This window comes from Pseudomonas khavaziana (genome assembly GCF_019145205.1).
Lineage (GTDB): Bacteria > Pseudomonadota > Gammaproteobacteria > Pseudomonadales > Pseudomonadaceae > Aquipseudomonas > Aquipseudomonas khavaziana.
Map to the genome: position 1 here is coordinate 1 of NZ_JAHSTT010000022.1, position 19,474 is coordinate 19,474.

13 protein-coding genes and 1 pseudogene are annotated in these 19,474 nt (G+C 61.8%); 3 read left to right on the forward strand and 11 right to left on the reverse strand.

The annotated features are described in order from the left end of the window. Positions 1–21: 21 nt before the first annotated feature. The 8 genes from hpaI to KVH01_RS28730 form a co-directional block, all read right to left on the reverse strand. Positions 22–822 carry a 4-hydroxy-2-oxoheptanedioate aldolase gene (gene hpaI / locus KVH01_RS28695; RefSeq protein WP_217883720.1) on the reverse strand — a complete coding sequence of 267 codons (801 nt, stop codon included), beginning with the start codon at positions 820–822 and terminating at the stop codon, positions 22–24. A 16-nt stretch (positions 823–838) separates the two neighbouring features. Beyond that, positions 839–1,642, reverse strand: a complete 804-nt coding sequence (hpaH, locus tag KVH01_RS28700; RefSeq protein WP_217883721.1) for a 2-oxo-hept-4-ene-1,7-dioate hydratase — start codon at positions 1,640–1,642, stop codon at positions 839–841. A gap of 11 nt (positions 1,643–1,653) precedes the next feature. Next, the gene (locus KVH01_RS28705) at positions 1,654–2,958 is read right to left on the reverse strand and encodes an MFS transporter (protein ID WP_217883722.1); all 1,305 of its coding nucleotides are present in this window, start codon (positions 2,956–2,958) and stop codon (positions 1,654–1,656) included. 131 nt (positions 2,959–3,089) lie between these two features. Continuing rightward, positions 3,090–3,482 (reverse strand): 5-carboxymethyl-2-hydroxymuconate Delta-isomerase, encoded by a 393-nt coding sequence (locus tag KVH01_RS28710; RefSeq protein ID WP_217883723.1) that lies wholly within the window; start codon positions 3,480–3,482, stop codon positions 3,090–3,092. A gap of 15 nt (positions 3,483–3,497) precedes the next feature. Further along, the gene (gene hpaD / locus KVH01_RS28715; protein WP_217883724.1) at positions 3,498–4,355 is read right to left on the reverse strand and encodes a 3,4-dihydroxyphenylacetate 2,3-dioxygenase; all 858 of its coding nucleotides are present in this window, start codon (positions 4,353–4,355) and stop codon (positions 3,498–3,500) included. Positions 4,356–4,507: 152 nt separating this feature from the next. Beyond that, positions 4,508–5,968, reverse strand: coding sequence for a 5-carboxymethyl-2-hydroxymuconate semialdehyde dehydrogenase (hpaE, locus tag KVH01_RS28720; protein WP_217883725.1), 1,461 nt, complete (start codon positions 5,966–5,968; stop codon positions 4,508–4,510). Positions 5,969–5,973: 5 nt separating this feature from the next. Next, on the reverse strand, positions 5,974–6,744 hold the full coding sequence (locus KVH01_RS28725) for a fumarylacetoacetate hydrolase family protein (RefSeq protein ID WP_217883726.1): 771 nt from the start codon (positions 6,742–6,744) through the stop codon (positions 5,974–5,976). Next, positions 6,741–7,406 carry a fumarylacetoacetate hydrolase family protein gene (locus tag KVH01_RS28730; protein WP_217883727.1) on the reverse strand — a complete coding sequence of 222 codons (666 nt, stop codon included), beginning with the start codon at positions 7,404–7,406 and terminating at the stop codon, positions 6,741–6,743. The genes KVH01_RS28725 and KVH01_RS28730 overlap by 4 nt, the downstream gene beginning before the upstream one ends. 128 nt (positions 7,407–7,534) lie before the next feature. Here KVH01_RS28730 and hpaA point away from each other — a divergent pair, with 128 nt between their 5' ends. Beyond that, positions 7,535–8,395 carry a 4-hydroxyphenylacetate catabolism regulatory protein HpaA gene (gene hpaA / locus KVH01_RS28735; RefSeq protein ID WP_043049375.1) on the forward strand — a complete coding sequence of 287 codons (861 nt, stop codon included), beginning with the start codon at positions 7,535–7,537 and terminating at the stop codon, positions 8,393–8,395. On the opposite strand, the gene KVH01_RS28740 is transcribed toward hpaA, so the two are convergent. Continuing rightward, entirely contained in the window at positions 8,322–9,791 is a 1,470-nt protein-coding gene (locus tag KVH01_RS28740) for an efflux transporter outer membrane subunit (RefSeq protein ID WP_217883728.1), read from the reverse strand. The two genes, hpaA and KVH01_RS28740, sit on opposite strands and share 74 nt — an antisense overlap. After that, entirely contained in the window at positions 9,791–10,585 is a 795-nt protein-coding gene (locus KVH01_RS28745; protein ID WP_217883729.1) for a helix-turn-helix transcriptional regulator, read from the reverse strand. The genes KVH01_RS28740 and KVH01_RS28745 overlap by 1 nt, the downstream gene beginning before the upstream one ends. Before the next feature lie 488 nt (positions 10,586–11,073). Here KVH01_RS28745 and KVH01_RS28750 point away from each other — a divergent pair, with 488 nt between their 5' ends. Next, entirely contained in the window at positions 11,074–17,343 is a 6,270-nt protein-coding gene (locus KVH01_RS28750; RefSeq protein ID WP_217883730.1) for a non-ribosomal peptide synthetase, read from the forward strand. Between the two features lie 1,358 nt (positions 17,344–18,701). Here the strand turns inward: KVH01_RS28750 and KVH01_RS30225 are convergent. Then, positions 18,702–18,920: pseudogene (locus KVH01_RS30225) on the reverse strand (DUF6124 family protein); the annotation flags it as partial. Positions 18,921–19,253: 333 nt separating this feature from the next. Between KVH01_RS30225 and KVH01_RS28755 the strand changes: the two are divergent. Then, on the forward strand, positions 19,254–19,472 hold the full coding sequence (locus tag KVH01_RS28755) for a hypothetical protein (RefSeq protein ID WP_124421744.1): 219 nt from the start codon (positions 19,254–19,256) through the stop codon (positions 19,470–19,472). Positions 19,473–19,474 lie beyond the last annotated feature (2 nt).

Here is a 19,474-nt window from a genome sequence, read left to right on the forward strand (position 1 = left end):
TGCCCCCTCCCACATTGGATTTCAGTACACGCCGCCTGTGGTGGTGGTCTGTAGAGTGTCTTTGAACTTCCCAGCCAGTGCCTGCAACCCGCGCATCAACACCGTGGTATCCACCCCCACCGCCACGAACGTCGCGCCCAATTCGATATAGCGCCGCGCCAGGCGTTCATCCGCACTGAGAATCCCCGCCGCCTTGCCGGCCTTGACGATGCGCACGATGGCGTCCTCAATCGCCGCCTGCACTTCAGGGTGCCCGGGGTTACCGCGATGGCCCATGGCTGCGCTCAAGTCCGCCGGGCCGATAAACACACCGTCCACGCCATCGACGGCAGCGATGGCGTCGAGGTTGGCCAGGCCTTCGCGGTTTTCGATCTGCACCAGCAGGCACATCTGCGCGTCGGCCTGGTCGAGGTACTCGGGCAGGCTGTTCCAACGCGACGCACGGGCCAGGGCACTGCCGACGCCGCGAATACCCTGGGGCGGATAGCGCAGGGCGCGCACCAGTTCCCGGGCCTGGGATGGGCTTTCGACCATGGGCACCAGCAGGGTCTGGGCGCCGATGTCCAGCAATTGCTTGATCAGCGCGGTGTCGCCGATCACCGGGCGAATCAACGCCTGGCTGGGGTAGGGCGCTATGGCCTGCAATTGCGCAAGCATGCCCGGCAGGTGGTTTGGGGCGTGTTCGCCATCGATCAGCAGCCAGTCGAAACCGGCGTTGGCGGCCAGCTCTGCGCTATAGGCATTGGCGAGGCCGAGCCACAGGCCGATCTGCACCTCGCCTTGGTGCAGGCGTTGTTTGAAGCGGTTGACAGGCATGTCCATGACAGTCCTCCAGTGTTCAGACGAAGCGACAGGCGATCGAGCCGAGCAGGTCGTAGTCGACGTGGAAAGTATCCCCGGGGCGGGCCGCCACCGGGCGGGTAAACGAACCGCCTAGAATCACCTGGCCGGGCAGCAGGGTGACGTCATGCGCCGCCAGTTTGTTGGCCAGCCAGGCCACGCCCTTGGCAGGGTGGTTGAGCACTGCCGCCGAGACGCCGGACTCTTCGATCACGCCATTGCGGTACAGCACCGCCGGTACTTTGCGCAGGTCGATCTCGGTCGGCCGCACGGCACGGCCACCGAGCACCACACCGGCGTTGGCGGCATTGTCGGAGATGGTGTCGAACACCTTGCGGGTGGCGTTGGTCTGGGGGTCGATCTGTTGGATGCGCGCGTCGATGATTTCCAGCGCCGGGATCACCCATTCGGTGGCATCAAGCACATCGAACACTGTGCAGTTCGGACCCTTGAGCGGCTTGCCGAGGATGAACGCCAGTTCCACTTCCACACGCGGCACGATGAAGCGCTCGAAGGGAATATCACTGCCTTCATCGAAAAACATGTCATCGAGCAGGACGCCGTAGTCGGGCTCGGTGATGTTTGAAGAGACCTGCATGGCCCGTGAGGTGAGGCCGATCTTGTGGCCCTTGAGCGTGCGCCCATCGTTGATTTTTTGTGCCACCCAGGCGCGCTGGATGGCGTAGGCGTCCTCAAGGGTGATGCCGGGGTAATCGAGGGAAAACTGGCGCACCTGTTCGCGGCTGCGTTCGGCGCGGTCCAGGTGGGCGGCGGCCGCGAGGATTTGCTGGGAGTCGAGCATGGCAACGGTCTCTAGTGGGGGTTGACGATGGCGGCGTGGGTGCGCAGCACCAGCAGGCCACCGAGGGCGATAAACAGGGCGAGTACGTACAGGGCCAGGCTGGCGCTCTGGGTGGCGTCGCGCATCCAGCCAATCAGGTACGGCGCGAGGAACGCGGCAATGCTGCCGAACGAGCTGATCATGGCGATGCCCGCCGCCTGGGTGGTGTTGGACAGAAACGCCGGCGGCAGTTGCCAGAACATTGGCAGCGCCGCGCTGGCGCCCATGCCGGCAACCGCCAACCCGCTCATCACCAGCAGCGCATTGCCGGGCGCCAGGCCCGCCACGGCGATGCCGATCGCGGCCATCAGCAGCGGCACGCACAAGTGCCAGCGGCGTTCGCGATGGCGGTCTGAGGAGCGCCCACAGCCGATCATGAAGAAACAGCCGGCCAGGTAGGGCACGGCGCTGAGCAGGCCGACCTGGCTGTCGCGGCCGATGCCGGCGCCGTGGATGAGGGTCGGCATCCAGAACGCCAGGGTGTTGACCGCCAGCATTACCGCAAAGTACACGGCTACCAGCAGCCACACTTGCGGGTCCCGCAGGATGCCGCTGAACGAGGTGATAGTCTTGCGCTGTTCCTCATTGCTCAACTGGGTGCGCAGTTGCTGTTTTTGCTCGGTGCTCAACCAGTGCACTGACTCGAAACTGTCCGGCAAGCACTTGAGCACCACCAGCCCCAGCAGCACCACGGGCGCACCTTCGATCAGGAACATCCACTGCCAGCCGCGCAGGCTGCCGACATCGTGGAAGTTCTCCAGGATCGCCCCGGAAATCGGCCCGCCCAACACCCCGGCCATGGGCACGGCAATGGCAAACAGGGCGGTGACCTGGGCACGCCGGCGCGCCGGGTACCAACGGTTGAGAAACACCAGGATGCCCGGGAAAAAACCGGCCTCGGCCACCCCCAGTAAAAAGCGCAGCAGGTAGAAACCGCGGGCGCTCTCCACCCACAGCATGCCGGTGGAGAGCAGGCCCCACAGCACCATCAGGCAGGCGATCCAGCGCCGTGGCCCGACCCGGTCCAGGGCCATGTTGCTGGGCACGCCGAACAGCGCGTAGGCGATGAAAAACAGCCCGGCGCCGAAGCCGTACACCGTGTCGCTGAACTGCAGGTCGTGGCTCATCTGCATCTTGGCGAAGCCGATGTTGATACGGTCCAGATGGGCGAACAGATAACACCCCAGCAACAAGGGCATCAGGCGCCAGGTCACCAAACGATGGGTACGGTCGTGCTCGGCAAGCCGCAGGCTTGCAGTGGAGTGGGCTGTGCTCATGATGTTGTACTTTTTGTTGTAGGAGCGAGCTTGCTCGCGAAAAACGTCAACGAAAACGCAGCGCTGCTGGATCCGCGGTGCCTGGAGGCTTCTCGCGAGCAAGCTCGCTCCTACAGGGGGCGGGGCCCTTTTCAGTTCGCCGGGTTGTTCAGGAACGCATGCACATTGTTCTGCTTGAAGTTGAGCTGCGGGTGCAGCTCGATCATCTCGAACGACAGCGCCAATAACCGCTGCGCCTGCAGCTCGGCGAAGTGCGCGGTAATCACCGCGAACACCGCTTGGGCCACGGCCTCGCGTGTTGCCAGGTCGCGACCGTGGCCGACCTTGAGGGTCATGTGCACGAAGGCGTAGTCATGCTTGCCGTCGGCCATGCGCCAGGTGTCCAGGCGCACGCCACGGCTGCGGATGCCGCCCAACGGAAACACGCCACTGTCGCCCAGCACGCGGTGGATTTTTTCAAACAGGCCGGGCAAATCGGCCTGAGTTTCAAGGTTGTCGGTGTATTCGGCAATAAAGTGCGGCATGGTGTTCTCCCTGGTCTACAGCGGGAAAATCGCATTGATCTGGCCAGTGCCCGAACTGCCGAACGGCGGCGTGATGATCTCGGCCGGCTGGGCATAGTCGGGCCCACCCAACAGGCCCAGGAGCATGGCGGTGTCGTGCATCTTGCCTTCGCCAAAGCAGTGTTCGGCGTAGTCCGGCAGCATGGCGCAGAACTCCTTGAAGCGGCCTTGCTGCCACAGCTCGACCACGTGCAGGTCCACCTGCTTGTCGAATTCGCGGGTCCAGTTATGGATATTCGCTTCGGCCTGGCGATCGTCGGAAAAACGATGGGACAGCGACCCGGACGCCAGCACCAGCACCTTGCGCTCGCTCTTTTCGATGGCCCGGCGTACGGCGGCGCCGAAGGCGAAGCTGTCTTCCAGGCGATGCCAGGCACACCAGGCAGCGATGGAAATTACCTTGAATTTTTCATCCTCGGGCACGCCCATGTGCATGTAGCGCATGGGCACCAGGGTGCCGTATTCCAGCTCCAGGCTGGGGATGTTGTGGGCCATGCTGCGCACGCCGGCCAGGTTGGCTTCGGCGGCGATCAGCTCACCCAGCTCGGGGCAGCCCGGGTAGCCGTAGTCCATGTTCTTGATAAAGTGCGGCAGCTCGTTGCTGGTGTAGGTGCCTTGGAATTGTTCGCCACAGTTGATGTGATAACCGCTGTTGACCAGCCAGTGCACGTCGAACACCACGGCGGTGTCGGCCCCCAGTTCGCGGGCGCGGCGCCCGATTTCCTTGTGCCCGGCAATCGCCGCTTCGCGGCAGCCGTGATGCTTGCCGGGCAGTTCCGACAGATACATCGACGGTACGTGGCAGATCTTCGCTGCCAGAACCACTTCGCCCATGATGATTCTCCTGAATAATTGTTCTTGTAGGAGCGAGCTTGCTCGCGAAAAAGGTCAACGATAACGCAGCGCTTCAGGTAGCCGGCGGTGCCTGTGGGTGCTTCGCGAGCAAGGACTTGGCGTCCCCCTCGCTCCTACAGGCAATGCGGGCTTCAGATGCCCCAGCGCGGAATGTGATGACTGCCCATGGAAATGCACACGTTCTTGATCTCGGCAAACACTTCAAAGCTGTACTGGCCACCTTCACGGCCGGTGCCTGAGCCTTTCACGCCGCCGAATGGCTGGCGCAAGTCGCGCACGTTCTGGCTGTTGATAAATACCATGCCTGCTTCAATGCCGCGTGCCAGTCGATGGGCCTTGCTGATGTCCTGGGTCCAAATATAAGAGGCCAGGCCGTACTCGGTGTCGTTGGCCAATTGCAGCGCCTCGGCTTCGTCCTTGAACGGGATCAGGCACACCACCGGGCCGAAGATTTCTTCCTGGGCGATGCGCATCTTGTTGTTCACATCGGCGAACACCGTCGGCTGGATAAACTGCCCGCGGCTCAAGTGCGCAGGCAAGTTGGCCGGCCGCTCCAGCCCGCCGGCCAGCAGCGTAGCGCCTTCCTCCAGGCCGATCCTGATGTAGCCGGTGACCTTGTCGTAATGGGCTTGGGTGATCATTGAGCCGACCTGGGTCTTGGGGTCCTGGGGGTCGCCCACGATCAAGCGCTTGGCCCGCGCCGCGAACTCGGCAACAAACTGTGGGTAGACGCTTTCCTGGATAAAAATCCGGCTGCCGGCGGTGCAACGCTCGCCGTTCAGGGAAAAGATCGTGAACAGCGCGGCATCAAGGGCGCGCTCAAGGTCGGCGTCTTCAAAGATCAGCACCGGCGACTTGCCGCCCAGTTCCATGGAGTACTTTTTAAGGCCCGCGGTCTGCATGATTTTCTTGCCGGTGGCGGTGCCGCCGGTAAAGGAAATCGCCCGCACATCCGGGTGGCGCACCAGGGCATCACCAGCGGTGGCGCCGTAGCCCTGGATCACATTGAGCACACCGTTGGGGATCCCGGCTTCCACTGCCAGGCGTCCCAGTTCATTGGCAGTCAGGGGCGACAGTTCTGACATCTTCAACACCGCCGTGTTACCCAGGGCCAGGCACGGTGCGGTCTTCCAGGTGGCGGTCATGAACGGCACGTTCCATGGCGACACCAACGCGCACACGCCCACCGGCTGGTACAGGGTGTAGTTGAGCATCTGGTCGTCCACCGGGTAGCTGTGGCCGTCCATGCGCGTGCAGACTTCAGCGAAGAAATCGAAGTTGTGCGAGGCGCGTGGGATCAACACGTTTTTGGTCTGGTGGATCGGCAGGCCTGTGTCGAGGGTCTCCAGCTCGGCCAGGCGTGGCACGTTCTGTTCGATCAACTCACCCAGCTTGCGCATCAGGCGTGCGCGTTCCTTGGCCGGGGTGTTGGCCCACTTGGGGAACGCCGCCTTGGCCGCCGCTACGGCTTGGGCGACTTCTTTGGCGCCGCCGCTGGCCACTTCACCAATGGCCTCGCCAGTGGCCGGGTTGTAGTTGACGAACACGTCTTTGCTCTCGACCTCACGGCCATCGATCCAATGTTTGATCATGTTGCTCAAGCCTCTTTGCGCGCGGAGAAAAACTGCGTCTCACTGACAATACGGTTGACCAGGCGGCCCACGCCTTCGACTTCCACCACCACTTCATCCCCTGGCACCACATCGGCCAGGCCCTCGGGCGTGCCGGTGGCGATCATGTCGCCAGGTTGCAGGGTCATGAAGCTGGACAGGTATTCGATGAGGTAGGGGATATCGAAAATCATGTCTTTAGTGCTGCCTTCCTGGCGCAACTCGCCGTTGATCCAGGTGCGCAATTTCAGGTTGCCCGGGTCGGGCACGTCAGCCACGTCGACGATCCACGGGCCGACCGGGGTGGTGGCGTCGCGGTTTTTTACCCGCAGGTTGGGGCGGTAGTAGTTTTCCAGGTAGTCGCGGATCGCGTAGTCGTTGCACACCGTGTAGCCGGCCAGGTAATCCAGGGCGTCGGCACGCTTGACGTTGCGGGCGGTCTTGCCGATCACCGCCACCAGCTCGCACTCGTAATGCATGTAGGCAACGTTATCCGGGCGCCAGGTGACTTGGCGGTGGCCGGTGTAGGTGCCGACTGACTTGATAAAAACCAGCGGTTCGGTCGGCGGTGTGAAAGCCAGTTCGGCGGCGTGGTCGGCGTAGTTCAAGCCGAGGGCGAACATGTTGCCGGTGGCGGGTGGCAGCCATTGCACCTGTTCTTGCGCGAGCCGGCGGCCATCGCCGAGGCGCACGCTGCAGTCGTCGTCGACCTGCACGGAATGGATTTGACCTTCAAAGCCGATGCGTGCGCGCTTCATGCCAATACCTCTGCCTCAATGGTGTTGAGCAAACGGCCCACACCGGTGATTTCAACTTCAACCCGGTCGCCGGGCTGCACATCGACGCGGCCTTCCGGTGTGCCGGTGATCAGCACGTCACCAGGGTGCAAGGTCATGAATTCGCTGATCTCGGCGATCAATTGCGCAATGTCTCGCACCCAATGAGCGGTGGAATTTTCCTGGCGCAGTTGGCCGTTGACGAAGAGCTTGAGGTCCAGTTGATTGGGGTTGGTCACTTGGTCGCGGGCGATCACCTCAGGCCCCAGGGCGCAGAACCCATCGCGGCATTTGGCTTTGACGGCGGGGCGGTAGTAGCTGTCTTCCGGCAGGCTGAACTCGTTGACCACCACATACCCGGCGACATGGACCATGGCATTGTCCTGGCTGACGCGGCTGGCGCGCTGGCCGATCACCACACCCAACGCCGGGCCCGGTTGCAGACGCTCGCCCGCCGGCTGCAGCACCACGCCGCCATGGGTATTGCGGGTGTTGGGAGTCTTGATAAACAGCACCGGCTTGGTCGGTGGCTTCTGGTAGGGCGCCTGCTCGAAGGCGGCGAGATGTTGCTCCAGCAGGCCCTGGTAGTTCAGCGCAACGCCGAACAGGGTGCCGCTGGCAACATCATGCAGGGTACGGCTCATGCGTTTCTCCTGGCGGTGACGAAGACTGCGTTGGCAGTTCGTTAAGTTGTTAACGTTATAATTAATATGTTAACTACCGTCAAGCATGGCAAACTCCAACGGCATCAGAACAACAAGAGGAGGGCCGCGTGAAGCCGATTCCCAATATCAACATCGGGCAGGTCTACGACCAGCGCTACAGCGATGCCGAGGTGCATTACGACAAGCTCGGCAACCTGGCGGGTTTTTTCGGGCGCAACATGGCCGTGCATCGGCATGACCGGTTTTTCCAGGTGCATTACGTCAAGAGTGGCGCGGTGCGGGTTTATCTGGATGATCGTCAATACGTCGAGTCGGGGCCGATGTTTTTCCTCACGCCGCCCACGGTGGCCCACGCCTTCGTCACCGAAGCCGATGCCGATGGGCATGTGTTGACGGTGCGCCAGCAGTTGGTGTGGGGGTTGATCGACGCCGACCCCAGCCTCGCCTCAGGTGCGGCCTGTGTCGCGCTGGGCGACGACGCCGACGGCCTGGATCAGCTCTTCGAAGCACTGTGCGACGAGATCAACGCCGAACGGGCAGGGCGCGCTGCCGCCCTCGACAGCCTGACGCGCCTGATCATGATCCGCCTGCTGCGCCTGTGCGCCCACGCGTTGCCGGCACGCCCGATGGCCCGTGAAGACCTGCGCATTTTCCATCGCTTCAACGAGCTGGTCGAAGCCCATTACCTGGAACATTGGCCGTTGGTGCGCTATGCCGAGGGAATCGGCGTGACACCGGCGCGGCTCAATGAGGTGTGCCGACGCATCGCCGACTTACCTTCCAAGCGTCTGGTCCTTGAACGGCTGATGCAGGAAGCCAAGCGCCTGCTGCTGTTCAGCGGAAGTTCGGCAAATGAAATCTGCTACCAGCTGGGGTTCAAGGACCCGGCGTATTTCAGCCGGTTTTTCCTGCGTTATGCGCAGATGACGCCGGGGGAGTATCGGCTGCGGCAGTCGGGGTTGGGTTGACACTCCAGGCGCCACCCAGCGCCGTGTACAGATTCACCTCCGCCACCAACTGCGCCAGCCTATCCACAATCAGCGCCTGCTGTGAGTTGAACAACGCCCGCTGCGCATCGAGGAACGTCAAGTTGCTGTCCACGCCGCTGCGGTAGCGATGCTGGGCCAGGTCATAATAGCTTTGGTTGGCGGCGACGAAATCCCGTTGCGCGTCCAGTTGGTCGTTGAAGGTCTGGCGCGCGGCCAGGCCGTCGGCGACTTCCTGGAACGCGACCTGGATGGATTTTTCATACTGGGCCACCGTGATGTCTTTCTGCAGCTTGGCGTAATCAAGGCTGGCACGCAGGCTGCCCGCGTTGAAGATCGGCAGATTGATCTGCGGCTGGAATGTCCACGTACCCGACCCGCCCTTGAACAGCCCCGACAGTTCCTTGCTGGTGCTGCCGGCGTTGGCCGTAAGGGTTACCGACGGAAAGAACGCGGCACGGGCGGCGCCGATATTGGCGTTGGCCGCCTGTAACTGGTATTCGGCCTGGAGGATATCCGGACGGCGTTGCAGCAGGTCGGAGGGCAAGCCGGCGGGGACGCGGGCAACCAGGTCGTCGGCCAGTGGACGCGAGGGCAGGTTTTCATCTACCGGCCCGCCCACCAGCAGGGTGAGGTTGTTGAGGTCCTGGGCCACCTGGCGTTCATAGCGGGCCACGCTGGCACGGGTGCTTTCCACCGCTGTGCGGGCTTGCACCACATCCAGCGCCGAGGCTTTGCCCGCGCTTTTACTGCGGCTAGTCAATTGCCAGCTGCGGTCATTGGCCACCAGGGTTTGCCCGGCGAGGGCCAGCAGTTCCTGATCGGCTCGCCAGGTCAGGTAGGCATTGGCCACGTTGGCCACCAGGCTCAATTGCGCACTGCGCCGTGCTTCTTCGGTGCCCAGGTAGGTGAGCATCGCCTGTTCGCTGAGGCTGCGCACACGGCCGAACAAATCCAGCTCGTAGGCGCTCAGGCCCAGGGTGGCGGAATAGTTGGAAGTGATCGCCGACTTGCCAGTGCCGGTCACGTCCCCCGGCAGCTTCTGGCGCTTGCCGGCGCCGTTGGCTGAGATCGCCGGGAACAGGTCTGCGCGCTGGATGCGGTACTGCGCCTGGAACGCCTGCACATTCAGGGCCGCCACCCGCAGGTCGCGGTTGTTGACCAGCGCTTGACCAATCAGCTGTTGCAGTGCCGGGTCGTGGAACAGCTGCTGCCAGTCCGGGTTCTGCGCCAAGGGGCCGGCCTGCGCCAGGCTGTAGACGCCGCCCTGGGGATACTGCGCAGGTGTCGGTGCTGCGGGCCGTTGATACTCGGGGATCAACGAGCAACCGCCGAGCATCCAGGCCATGCCGACGGTATAGCACGTCAGTTTGTTCATCAGGCGCCCACCATCCATTTGGCCAGGCCGTGCCGACCACTCACGCCGAGCTTGGCGGCGGCGCGCTTGAGGTAGGTCTCGATTGAACTGTTTTTGACACTGAGTTTTTCCGCGATCTGCGGCACGGTGCCGCCGGTCAACAGGCCCAGGCACACCTCCTGCTCCCGCGCCGACAGGGTGATATCGCTCAGGGACAGACGCTTGTAGAACTCGCGCTGCAATTGCGATTGCTCCAGCAGGGTATGGGCCGGCCCGATCTCGGCCTGCGGTGCCTGGCGCAGGAGCTGCGCGTGCCGCTCCATCAGCGGCAACAGAGTGTCCGACAAGCATTTGAGAAACGACAGCTCCGCCAGCGAAAACCCACGCTGGGTCGGAGGCCGATAAAACGAAATCACGCAACGTCGATTGCCTTGGCGCGATACCAGGTTGCACTGGTGCGAACTGCCCCGTGGGTGTGCGCTGTCGGCCTTGGCTTTCATCTGGATCAGCAATGGGTCTTGCATGCACAACATCTGGTGCAGCAACGGATGGTCGTTCAGCGGGTGCAGGGTCTGGTCTACAGACAAATCCTTGTTCAGCCCGGCGCTGCCCAGCAACTTGATGTCCAGCACGCAGTCGCGCAGTTCATCCAGGGTCCATTCGCTGAGGTCCACCAAATGGATTGGCACCCACTTGTCCACCAGGTGCAGCATATTGGCGGCGAAATGTTCGTTGCCGCTGTTTGAAATCAACTCGCCCATTTCGGCATAAAATTGCGCGCCCTGTGTGTCGCCAATACTACGGGTCAGACTCATAGCCATCTCATCCTTGATGTCGAAAACCGTCAACGGACGCCCTGGGCCTGGGCGGGGCGGTCCGTACTGCTTGAACGTAACTCGGCGTTCGAGATTTTATTTAGCCATAGGGAATTGTCCTACGTATGTAGCGGAAACGAGGGACACAAGCTGCCATAGAAATCGCGTCATTAATTCGACGTTTATGGCGAGTAAAACCAACAACGAACCCAGATGGATAATTTTTACGTCCGATTAACTGTCTGATATTTAAGATAAAAATATTAATTTAAGTCGATGGTCGAAATGCCAGCATCGGCTATATATAGCCAATCTCCTACAGGGCTTTAATCGTTTCAGCAGTGAACCACTCGCCAGCCCCGTTCTATCCATTCGAATGTCCGGGTTTCGGGTGACAGACAGCCTCCTGCCTGCATGCTCAAATCCGGCAACTTCGGCGTAATGGGCCACCTTGCGCGGCCAGTGCCTGAACCCATGAGAAGGATCTTATGCAGCATTCCTCCCGCCTGCCGGCCAGCTTCCCCCTCACCGCCGCCCAACAGGACATCTGGCTCGATCAATTGCGCTTGGGCGATTCGCCGATGTACACCATCGGCGGCTATCTCGATTTTGCCGGCCCGGTGGTGCCCGAGCGCATCCGGCAGGCCGTTGTACAACTGGTGGCTCGGCACGATGCGTTGCGCACCCAGCTGCAAACCGACGCCGATGGCATGCCACGGCAAACCTTTGCCGCGCAATTGGCGGTGGACGTGCCACTGCATGACTTCTGCGCGCTGCCCGACCCACTCGCGGCGACCCATGCCTTGATGCAGGCACAGATGGCCCGGACGTACGCCTTGAGTGGTGCGCCGTTGTTTGGTTTTTTCCTGGTCAAGATTGACGATGATCACTACCGCCTCGGCACCCAAGCCCATCATCTGATCCTCGACGGCTGGGGCTTTGGCCAGATGCTGCAATCCCTTGCCGAGCTGTACACCGTCCTGGAACAGGGTGGTCAAGCGCAGCCGCTGGCCCCGTCCTATATCGAGTTCATCGACACCGACCAGCGCTACCTGCAATCGGCCCGCTACGCTCGCGACCGTGCTTATTGGCTGGACAAATACCAGGTATTGCCCGAGCCGTTGTTCACCCCCAGGCACACTGCCAATACGTCGAGCAACACGCTTGTGCAGGGCTTCCCTGCGGCGCTGCTCGCCCGCATGGAGCAGGTTGCCCATCGCCACGAGGCGTCGGCGTTCCATGTGTTGCTGGCGGCGTTGTATGTGTATTTCACCCGCACCAGCCAACGCGAGGAATGGGTGGTGGGGCTGCCCATCCTCAACCGCTCCAACGCGCGTTTTCGCGCCACCGTAGGCATGTTCACCCAGGTCAGCGCGGTACGTTTTCAGTTCAGCGAAGCGTTGTCTTTCTGTGACCTGGTACGCGGCATACGTGATCAGCTCAAGCAGGACTTCCGTCATCAGCGTTTTCCCTTGAGCGAGATGAACCGCGAGTTGGGCCTGCGCCGCACGGATCGCGGCCAGTTGTTCGATTTGTCTGTGTCGTTCGAGCAGGACGACCATGACCTGCGTTTCGGTCAGGTCCAGGCCCGCGCTATCAAGGTCTCCAACCAGCATGAGACGCTGCCGATCGCCATTCACCTGCGCAGCAACCGTTATCAGGACAGCGCCTGGCTGCACTGCGTCTATAACGAGGCGTACTTCCAGCACGACGAAGTCCAGGCGTTGGCGCGGCGCTTCATCTGGCTGCTGGAGCAAGGGCTGGAAGACAGCGCATTGAAGATCGGTGAGTTGTCCCTGCTGCCGCCTGAGGAGCAGGCCCGGTTGCTGCACTGGAACGCTACCGCGCAGCCCAACGCCGCGCCACAGACTTTGCACCAGCGGATTGAAGCGCAAGCCGCACGCACGCCGGATGCCATTGCTGCGGTGTGCCAGGGCCGCCAGTTGACCTATACCCAGCTCAACCGCCAGGCCAATACCCTGGCCCATCAACTGTTGACACACGGCGTACAGCCGGATGATCGCGTGGCGATCCTGGCCCGACGCGGTCTGGACACCTTGGCGGGGCTGTTGGCGATCCTCAAATCCGGCGCCTGCTACGTGCCGCTGGATCCGGCCCATCCCGCCGAGCGCCTGGACTACCTGTTGCATGACAGCGCGCCTGTGGCGATCCTGACCCAACACGACCTGCGCCAGCGGCTGCCTGCGTCGCCGGTGCCGGTGATCGCGCTGGAGCCTGCTGCTGCACACATCGACAGCAACCCCCTGGTACCGGTCACGCCGTCGAACCTGGCCTATGTGATCTACACCTCTGGTTCCACCGGTTTGCCCAAGGGGGTGATGGTCGAGCACCACAGCGTATCGAACCTGGTGGACTGGCATTGCCGCGCCTTCGACCTGCACGCGGGCAGCCACGCCGCCAGCGTCGCCGGCTTTGGCTTTGATGCGATGGCCTGGGAAGTCTGGCCGGCCCTGTGCGTGGGCGCGACGCTGCACCTGCCACCGGCCCACGACGGCGCGGAAGATATCGATGCGCTGCTCGACTGGTGGCGTGCGCAACCACTGGACCTGTGTTTCCTGCCCACGCCGGTTGCCGAATACGCCTTCAGCCAGCACCTTGTACATCCCACCTTGCGCACCTTATTGATCGGCGGCGACCGTCTGCGCACCTTTACCCAGGCGCAAACGTTCGCGGTGATCAACAACTACGGTCCTACCGAAGCCACCGTGGTGGCGACCTCAGGACCTGTCGAAGTGGGCCAGCCGCTGCATATCGGCGCGCCGGTCGCCAATGCCAGCGTCTACCTGCTGGACGCGCAACAGCGCCCGGTGCCGATTGGCATAGTGGGGGAGTTGTATGTCGGCGGCAAAGGCGTAGCGCGGGGCTACCTGAACCGTGCCGAGTTGAGTGCCGAGCGTTTTCTGGATAATCCTTTCAGCGACGGTCGCATGTACCGCACCGGCGACCTGGCGCGCTGGTTGCCGGAAGGCAACCTGGAATACCTGGGGCGCAATGACGATCAGGTAAAAATCCGCGGCGTACGCATTGAACTCGGCGAAATCGAATCGGCCCTGGCCGCCCATCCGGCGATCAAGGAAGCCGTGGTGCAGTGCCGTGAGGGGCAATTGCTGGCCTGGTTTATCCCGCGTGAGCCGGTCGATATCCAAGTACTGCGCGCGCACCTGCAAAGCACGTTGCCCGACTACATGGTGCCGGCGGCTTACGTATGCCTGGAGGTGATGCCGCTGACCGCCAACGGCAAGCTCGACCGCAAGGCCTTGCCGCCACCGAACCCGGCAGCCTTTGTCACCCGCCGCTTCGAAGCCCCGCAAGACGGGGTGGAAACCACCCTGGCGCAGATCTGGGCTGAATTGTTGCAAGTGCAGCAGGTGGGCCGCCAGGACCATTTCTTCGAGCTGGGCGGGCATTCGCTGCTGGCGGTGCAACTGGTGCAGCGCATGCGCCAGGCCGGCCTGCGCGCCGATGTGCAGGTGCTGTTCGGCCAGCCGACGTTGGCGGCGCTGGCGGCGGCGTGTGTTGGCAGTGACATCAGGGTGCCGGCCAATCGCATTCCGCCAGGCTGCGCCCATATCACCCCGGACCTGCTCGCCCTGGCCGAGCTGGATCAACCCAGCGTCGACCGCATTGTCGCCGGCGTCCCCGGCGGCGCCGCCAATGTGCAGGAAATCTACCCGTTGGCGCCGTTGCAGGAAGGGTTGCTCTACCACCACCTCACCGACGAACGCGACCCGTACCAGCAACAGGCGCTGTTCAGCTTTGTGCACCGCGAACAATTGGACGCCTTCGCCAACGCCCTGCAACAGGTGATCGACCGCCACGATATTTTGCGCACCAGCCTCGTCTGGGACACCCTTGAACAACCGATGCAGGTGGTGTGGCGTCAAGCGCGGCTGCAGGTCGAACCTCTGCGCGAACCGGCTGAACCCCTGGACCTGCGCCAGGCGCCGCTGATGGCCCTGGATTATGCCGAAGAACCCCATAACCAACGCTGGGTCGCCAGGCTGCGCTTTCATCACCTGGTCAACGATGCCACTTCGACCACTGTCTTGGTGGACGAAATCCGTGCCCATCTGCTCGGCCAACAGGCGCAATTGCCCACCCCCGTGCCGTATCGAAACGTGGTTGCGCAGACCCGTTGTGTCGCACGTCAGGCTGCCCACGAGCAGTTCTTTCGTGAGCGCCTGGCAGAGGTAGACGAACCGACCCTGGCGTTTGGCTTGCAGGAGCGCCAGGCCCACCGTGCCGAGATCGAAGAGGCTGAATGCTCGCTCAGCGATACGCTCAATCTGCGTTTACGCAGCCAGACGCGGACCCTGGGTGTCAGTGCCGCGAGCCTGTTCCACCTGGCCTGGGCCCATGTGCTCAGCCGGGTCGCCGGCCGCGACGATGTGGTGTTCGGCACCGTCTTGCTTGGCCGCCTGCAAGCCGGCGAAGGCGCCGAGCGAGCCCTGGGGATGTTCATCAACACCTTGCCGCTGCGCCTGCGCCTGGCCGAACGAAACGTGCTGGATACACTGCACGACACCCACGCCCAACTGAGTGCCTTGCTCGTCCATGAACAGGCGTCCCTGGCGTTGGCCCAGCGTTGCAGCGGCGTGTCACCGCTGTTCAACAGCCTGCTCAACTACCGCCACACCTCGGCCAACCCCGAGCTGAACCTGGTGCCGGGCATTGCCTTGCTCAGCAGTGAAGACATCCTCAGTTACCCGCTGATGCTCACGGTGGACGACGTGGCCAGCGGCTTCCGGCTCAAGGCCAAGGCACCGCGTGCAGTGGGTGCCGAACGGCTGCTGGGCTATCTCGATACGGTACTCGGCGGCTTGGTGGATGCGCTTGAGCGCGCCCCGAAAATGCCGCTGCGCGACGTGCAGGTGTTGCCTGCCAGCCAATTGCAAACCTTGCTGGTGGACTTCAACGCCACCGCCACCGATTACCCGCAAACCTTGACGGTGCAGGCGCTGTTCGAAGCCCACGCGCGACGGACCCCCGATGCCATTGCGGTGCAGGCCGGCGACCGGCAATTGACCTACCGCCAACTCAACGAGCGCGCCAACCAGTTGGCCTTCCACCTGCAAGAGCGTGGAGTACAGCCTGACTCGCGGGTCGCGTTGTGTGTAGAGCGCGGGCTGGAGCTGGTGGTAGGGCTGCTGGCGATTCTCAAGGCGGGCGGCGCCTATGTGCCCCTCGACCCGGGTTACCCGCGTGAGCGCCTGGCCTACATGCTCGCCGACAGCCAGCCGGTGGCACTGCTGGTACAGGCCGCCACACGCAAGGTAGTGGGCGAGGTCGCGATCCCGCTGATCGACTTCGACCACTGCACCTGGCATCAGGCACCCACGGTTGATCCCGTGGTGCCGGGCTTGAGCGTCGCCAACCTGGCCTACGTGATGTACACCTCGGGCTCCACCGGCACGCCCAAGGGCGTGATGATCGAACATCGCGGCCTGGGCAACCTGCTGCACTGGGGCTCCCGGCTGTGCCCGAATGCCGAAGGGGGTGGCTTGTTGCAGCGCGCGCCGTTCAGCTTCGACGGTTCGGTGTGGGAGCTGTTCTGGCCGCTGAGCAACGGCATGCGCCTGGTACTGGCGCGGCCTGACGGGCACCGTGAACCGGCGTACCTGGCCCAACTGATTCGCGAGCAACAGATCAGCGTGATCAAGTTCGTGCCGGCAATGCTGCAGCAATTTCTAGAATTGGATGAGTCGGCGCTGTGCACCAGCCTCACCGACGTGTTGTGCGGCGGCGGCGAACTCACCGAAGCCCTGGCCCGGGGCGTGCAGGCACGCTTGCCCAAGGTGCGCTTGCACAACGTCTACGGCCCCACCGAAGCCACGGTAGACAGCAGCGCCTGGACCCTCGAGCCCGGCGCGCCGGTACCCGCCGGACAACTGCCGATTGGTCGCGCCATCCACAACACCCGCCTGTACGTGCTGGACGCCCATGACATGCCCGTGCCGATGGGCATCAGCGGCCAATTGCATATCGGTGGCGTTGGGGTTGCCCGAGGCTACCTGGGCCTGGAACAACTGACCGCCGAGCGCTTTATCGACAGCCCCTTCGTGGCCGGTGACCGCCTGTATCGCACTGGCGACCTGGTGCGCTACCGGCCGGACGGCAACCTCGAGTTCCTCGGGCGCAACGACTTCCAGGTCAAACTGCGCGGCGTACGCCTGGAGCTGGGAGAGATCGAGGCACGCCTGGCCGCACACCCGGCCTTGCGTGAAGTGGCGGTGCTGATTCGCGATGAGCGCCTGGTCGCCTACTACACCCTGCGCGGCCAGGCCCCGAGCCTGGAAGCCTTGCGCACCCATGTGCTGGAGCAACTGCCGGAATACATGGTGCCGGCCGCCTTCGTACAACTCGATGCACTGCCTCTCAACCCTGCTGGCAAACTCGACCGCAAGGCCTTGCCCGAACCCGGGCTGGAAGCGGTGCTCAGCCGCGCCTATGAAGCGCCCGTGGGCGACGTGGAAACCCTGATGTCGGGGATCTGGGCCGAGGTGTTGAAACTCGAACGGGTAGGGCGCCATGATCACTTTTTCGAACTTGGCGGGCACTCGCTGCTGGCCGTAAACCTGGTAGCCCGCCTGCGCAAGGCCGGGCTGGAAGTGGATGCGCGCACCTTATTCAGCCAACCCACCCTGGCCCAACTCGCCGCCAGGACGGTGGCGCAGGTACAACGCGTGGAAATCGCACAAACCGCCATCCCCCCACTCGACCGTCGGCGCCGGATCTGAATGCACAGTGTGGGAGGGGGCTTGCTCCCGATGCCGAAGTGTCAGCAGTGGATATATCAGCTGACCCACCGCCATCGGGAGCAAGCCCCTTCCACATTTTAAGGTGCTGCCTTCAAGGGCTTCATACACTCGATAGAGCTATCCACGCTTCGACTGCCGAAGCGGATCAAGACATTGAAATGCGTCCAATGTGGGAGGGGGCTCGCCCCCCGATGACGAGTATCAGCAGTGGATATATCCAGCCCACCGCCATCGAGGTAAGCCCCTTCCACGACAAATGCTGCCTTCAAAGGGCTTCATACACTCGATGGAGCTATCGCGCTTCCGACTGCCGAAGCGGATCAAGACATTGAAATGCGTCCAATGTGGGAGGGGGCTCGCCCCCGATGACGGAGTGTCAGCAGTGGATATATCAGCTGACCCACCGCCATCGGAGCAAGCCCCCTTCCACGACAAAGTGCTACCTTCAAGGGCTTCATACACTCGATAGGCTACACGCTTCGACTGCCGAAGCGGATCAAGACATTGAAATGCGTCCAATGTGGGAGGGGGCTCGCCCCCGATGACGGAGTGTCAGCAGTGGATATATCAGCTGACCCACCGCCATCGGGAGCAAGCCCCCTTCCACATTTTAAGGTGCTGCCTTCAAGGGCTTCATACACTCGATGGAGCTATCCACGCTTCGACTGCCCAAGCGGATCAAGACATTGAAATGCGTCCAATGTGGGAGGGGGCTCGCCCCCGATGACGGAGTGTCAGCAGTGGATATATCAGCTGACCCACCGCCATCGGGAGCAAGCCCCCCTCCACATTTTAAGGTGCTGCCTTCAAGGGCTTCATACACTCGATAGAGCTATCCACGCTTCGACTGCCGAAGCGGATCAAGACATTGAAATGCGTCCAATGTGGGAGGGGGCTTGCCCCCGATGACGGAGTGTCAGCAGTGGATATATCAGCTGACCCACCGCCATCAGGAGCAAGCCCCTTCCACATTTTAAGGTGCTGCCTTCAAGGGCTTCATACACTCGATGGAGCTATCCACGCTTCGACTGCCGAAGCGGATCAAGACATTGAAATGCGTCCAATGTGGGAGGGGGCTCGCCCCCGATGACGGAGTGTCAGCAGTGGATATATCAGCTGACCCACCGCCATCGGGAGCAAGCCCCCTTCCACATTTTAAGGTGTTGCCTTCAAGGGCTTCATACACTCGATAGAGCTATCCACGCTTCGACTGCCGAAGCGGATCAAGGCATTGAAATGCGTCCAATGTGGGAGAGGACTTGCCCCCGATGACGGAGTGTCAGCAGTGGATATATCAGCTGACCCACCGCCATCGGGAGCAAGCCCCCTTCCACATTTTAAGGTGTTGCCTTCAAGGGCTTCATACACTCGATAGAGCCATCTACCGTAGTCCTGGCAATCTCCAGCAAATGCCACACCGCCAGAATCTTCGCCCGCCCTGGACTGTCCAGCAGTTCGCCACAATCGAGCGCGGTCGCCGAAGCACTGTCGAGCAGGCTGGCGGTGTACAGCAACGCATCTTCAAAACTCAGGTCGTTGTTGATGTTGTGGAGCCCTGACTGAACCGTTTGTCGGATTTTTTACCTTGTTTTTGACATGCCACGCTGTTTCCTACGCAGAGTTCGTCCTCGGATAATTTTCATATTCAATAATTGATACTTTCTAAAGTCTTAATTTCGCTGGGAATGGTTAATTCTTGAAAGTTTGATTCGGAATTTTCTACCTCGGACAATTACTTGTGTTCTGATTTTAATGAGAGAAATTTCCTAATTGAAAGTATTAATTTTCCTACTAGGAATGTTTGTTTTTCTTGCATGTTTTTTTTCGCCTACTAAATTGTGAATGTCACTTCGGTTAAGTGACGTCAATAAATTGTAAGGAGTGTAAAAATGAAAGAGTCAGAGTTTGGAGAAGTCGTCTTCGGCTTCGATAGTGAATATGGATTTAATCCGTATGCCGGTAATGCAGGCGCTTCAGGAAGCCAGGGTGGTTGTGGTGGCAGCGGAGGTTGTGGAGGTGGCGGCGGTTGTAATGGAGGGAGTGGTGGCTCCGGTGGATGTGGTCACAACTCTATAGAAGATCAATCACCTGCCATCGAAAAAGTTTAACT

Coding starts and splice junctions, on each gene's coding strand:
- hpaI (WP_217883720.1), bottom strand. CDS start 822: ATGGACATGCCTGTCAACCGCTTCAAACAACGCCTGCACCAAGGCGAG.
- hpaH (WP_217883721.1), bottom strand. CDS start 1,642: ATGCTCGACTCCCAGCAAATCCTCGCGGCCGCCGCCCACCTGGACCGC.
- KVH01_RS28705 (WP_217883722.1), bottom strand. CDS start 2,958: ATGAGCACAGCCCACTCCACTGCAAGCCTGCGGCTTGCCGAGCACGAC.
- KVH01_RS28710 (WP_217883723.1), bottom strand. CDS start 3,482: ATGCCGCACTTTATTGCCGAATACACCGACAACCTTGAAACTCAGGCC.
- hpaD (WP_217883724.1), bottom strand. CDS start 4,355: ATGGGCGAAGTGGTTCTGGCAGCGAAGATCTGCCACGTACCGTCGATG.
- hpaE (WP_217883725.1), bottom strand. CDS start 5,968: ATGATCAAACATTGGATCGATGGCCGTGAGGTCGAGAGCAAAGACGTG.
- KVH01_RS28725 (WP_217883726.1), bottom strand. CDS start 6,744: ATGAAGCGCGCACGCATCGGCTTTGAAGGTCAAATCCATTCCGTGCAG.
- KVH01_RS28730 (WP_217883727.1), bottom strand. CDS start 7,406: ATGAGCCGTACCCTGCATGATGTTGCCAGCGGCACCCTGTTCGGCGTT.
- KVH01_RS28740 (WP_217883728.1), bottom strand. CDS start 9,791: ATGAACAAACTGACGTGCTATACCGTCGGCATGGCCTGGATGCTCGGC.
- KVH01_RS28745 (WP_217883729.1), bottom strand. CDS start 10,585: ATGAGTCTGACCCGTAGTATTGGCGACACACAGGGCGCGCAATTTTAT.
- KVH01_RS28750 (WP_217883730.1), top strand. CDS start 11,074: ATGCAGCATTCCTCCCGCCTGCCGGCCAGCTTCCCCCTCACCGCCGCC.
- KVH01_RS28755 (WP_124421744.1), top strand. CDS start 19,254: ATGAAAGAGTCAGAGTTTGGAGAAGTCGTCTTCGGCTTCGATAGTGAA.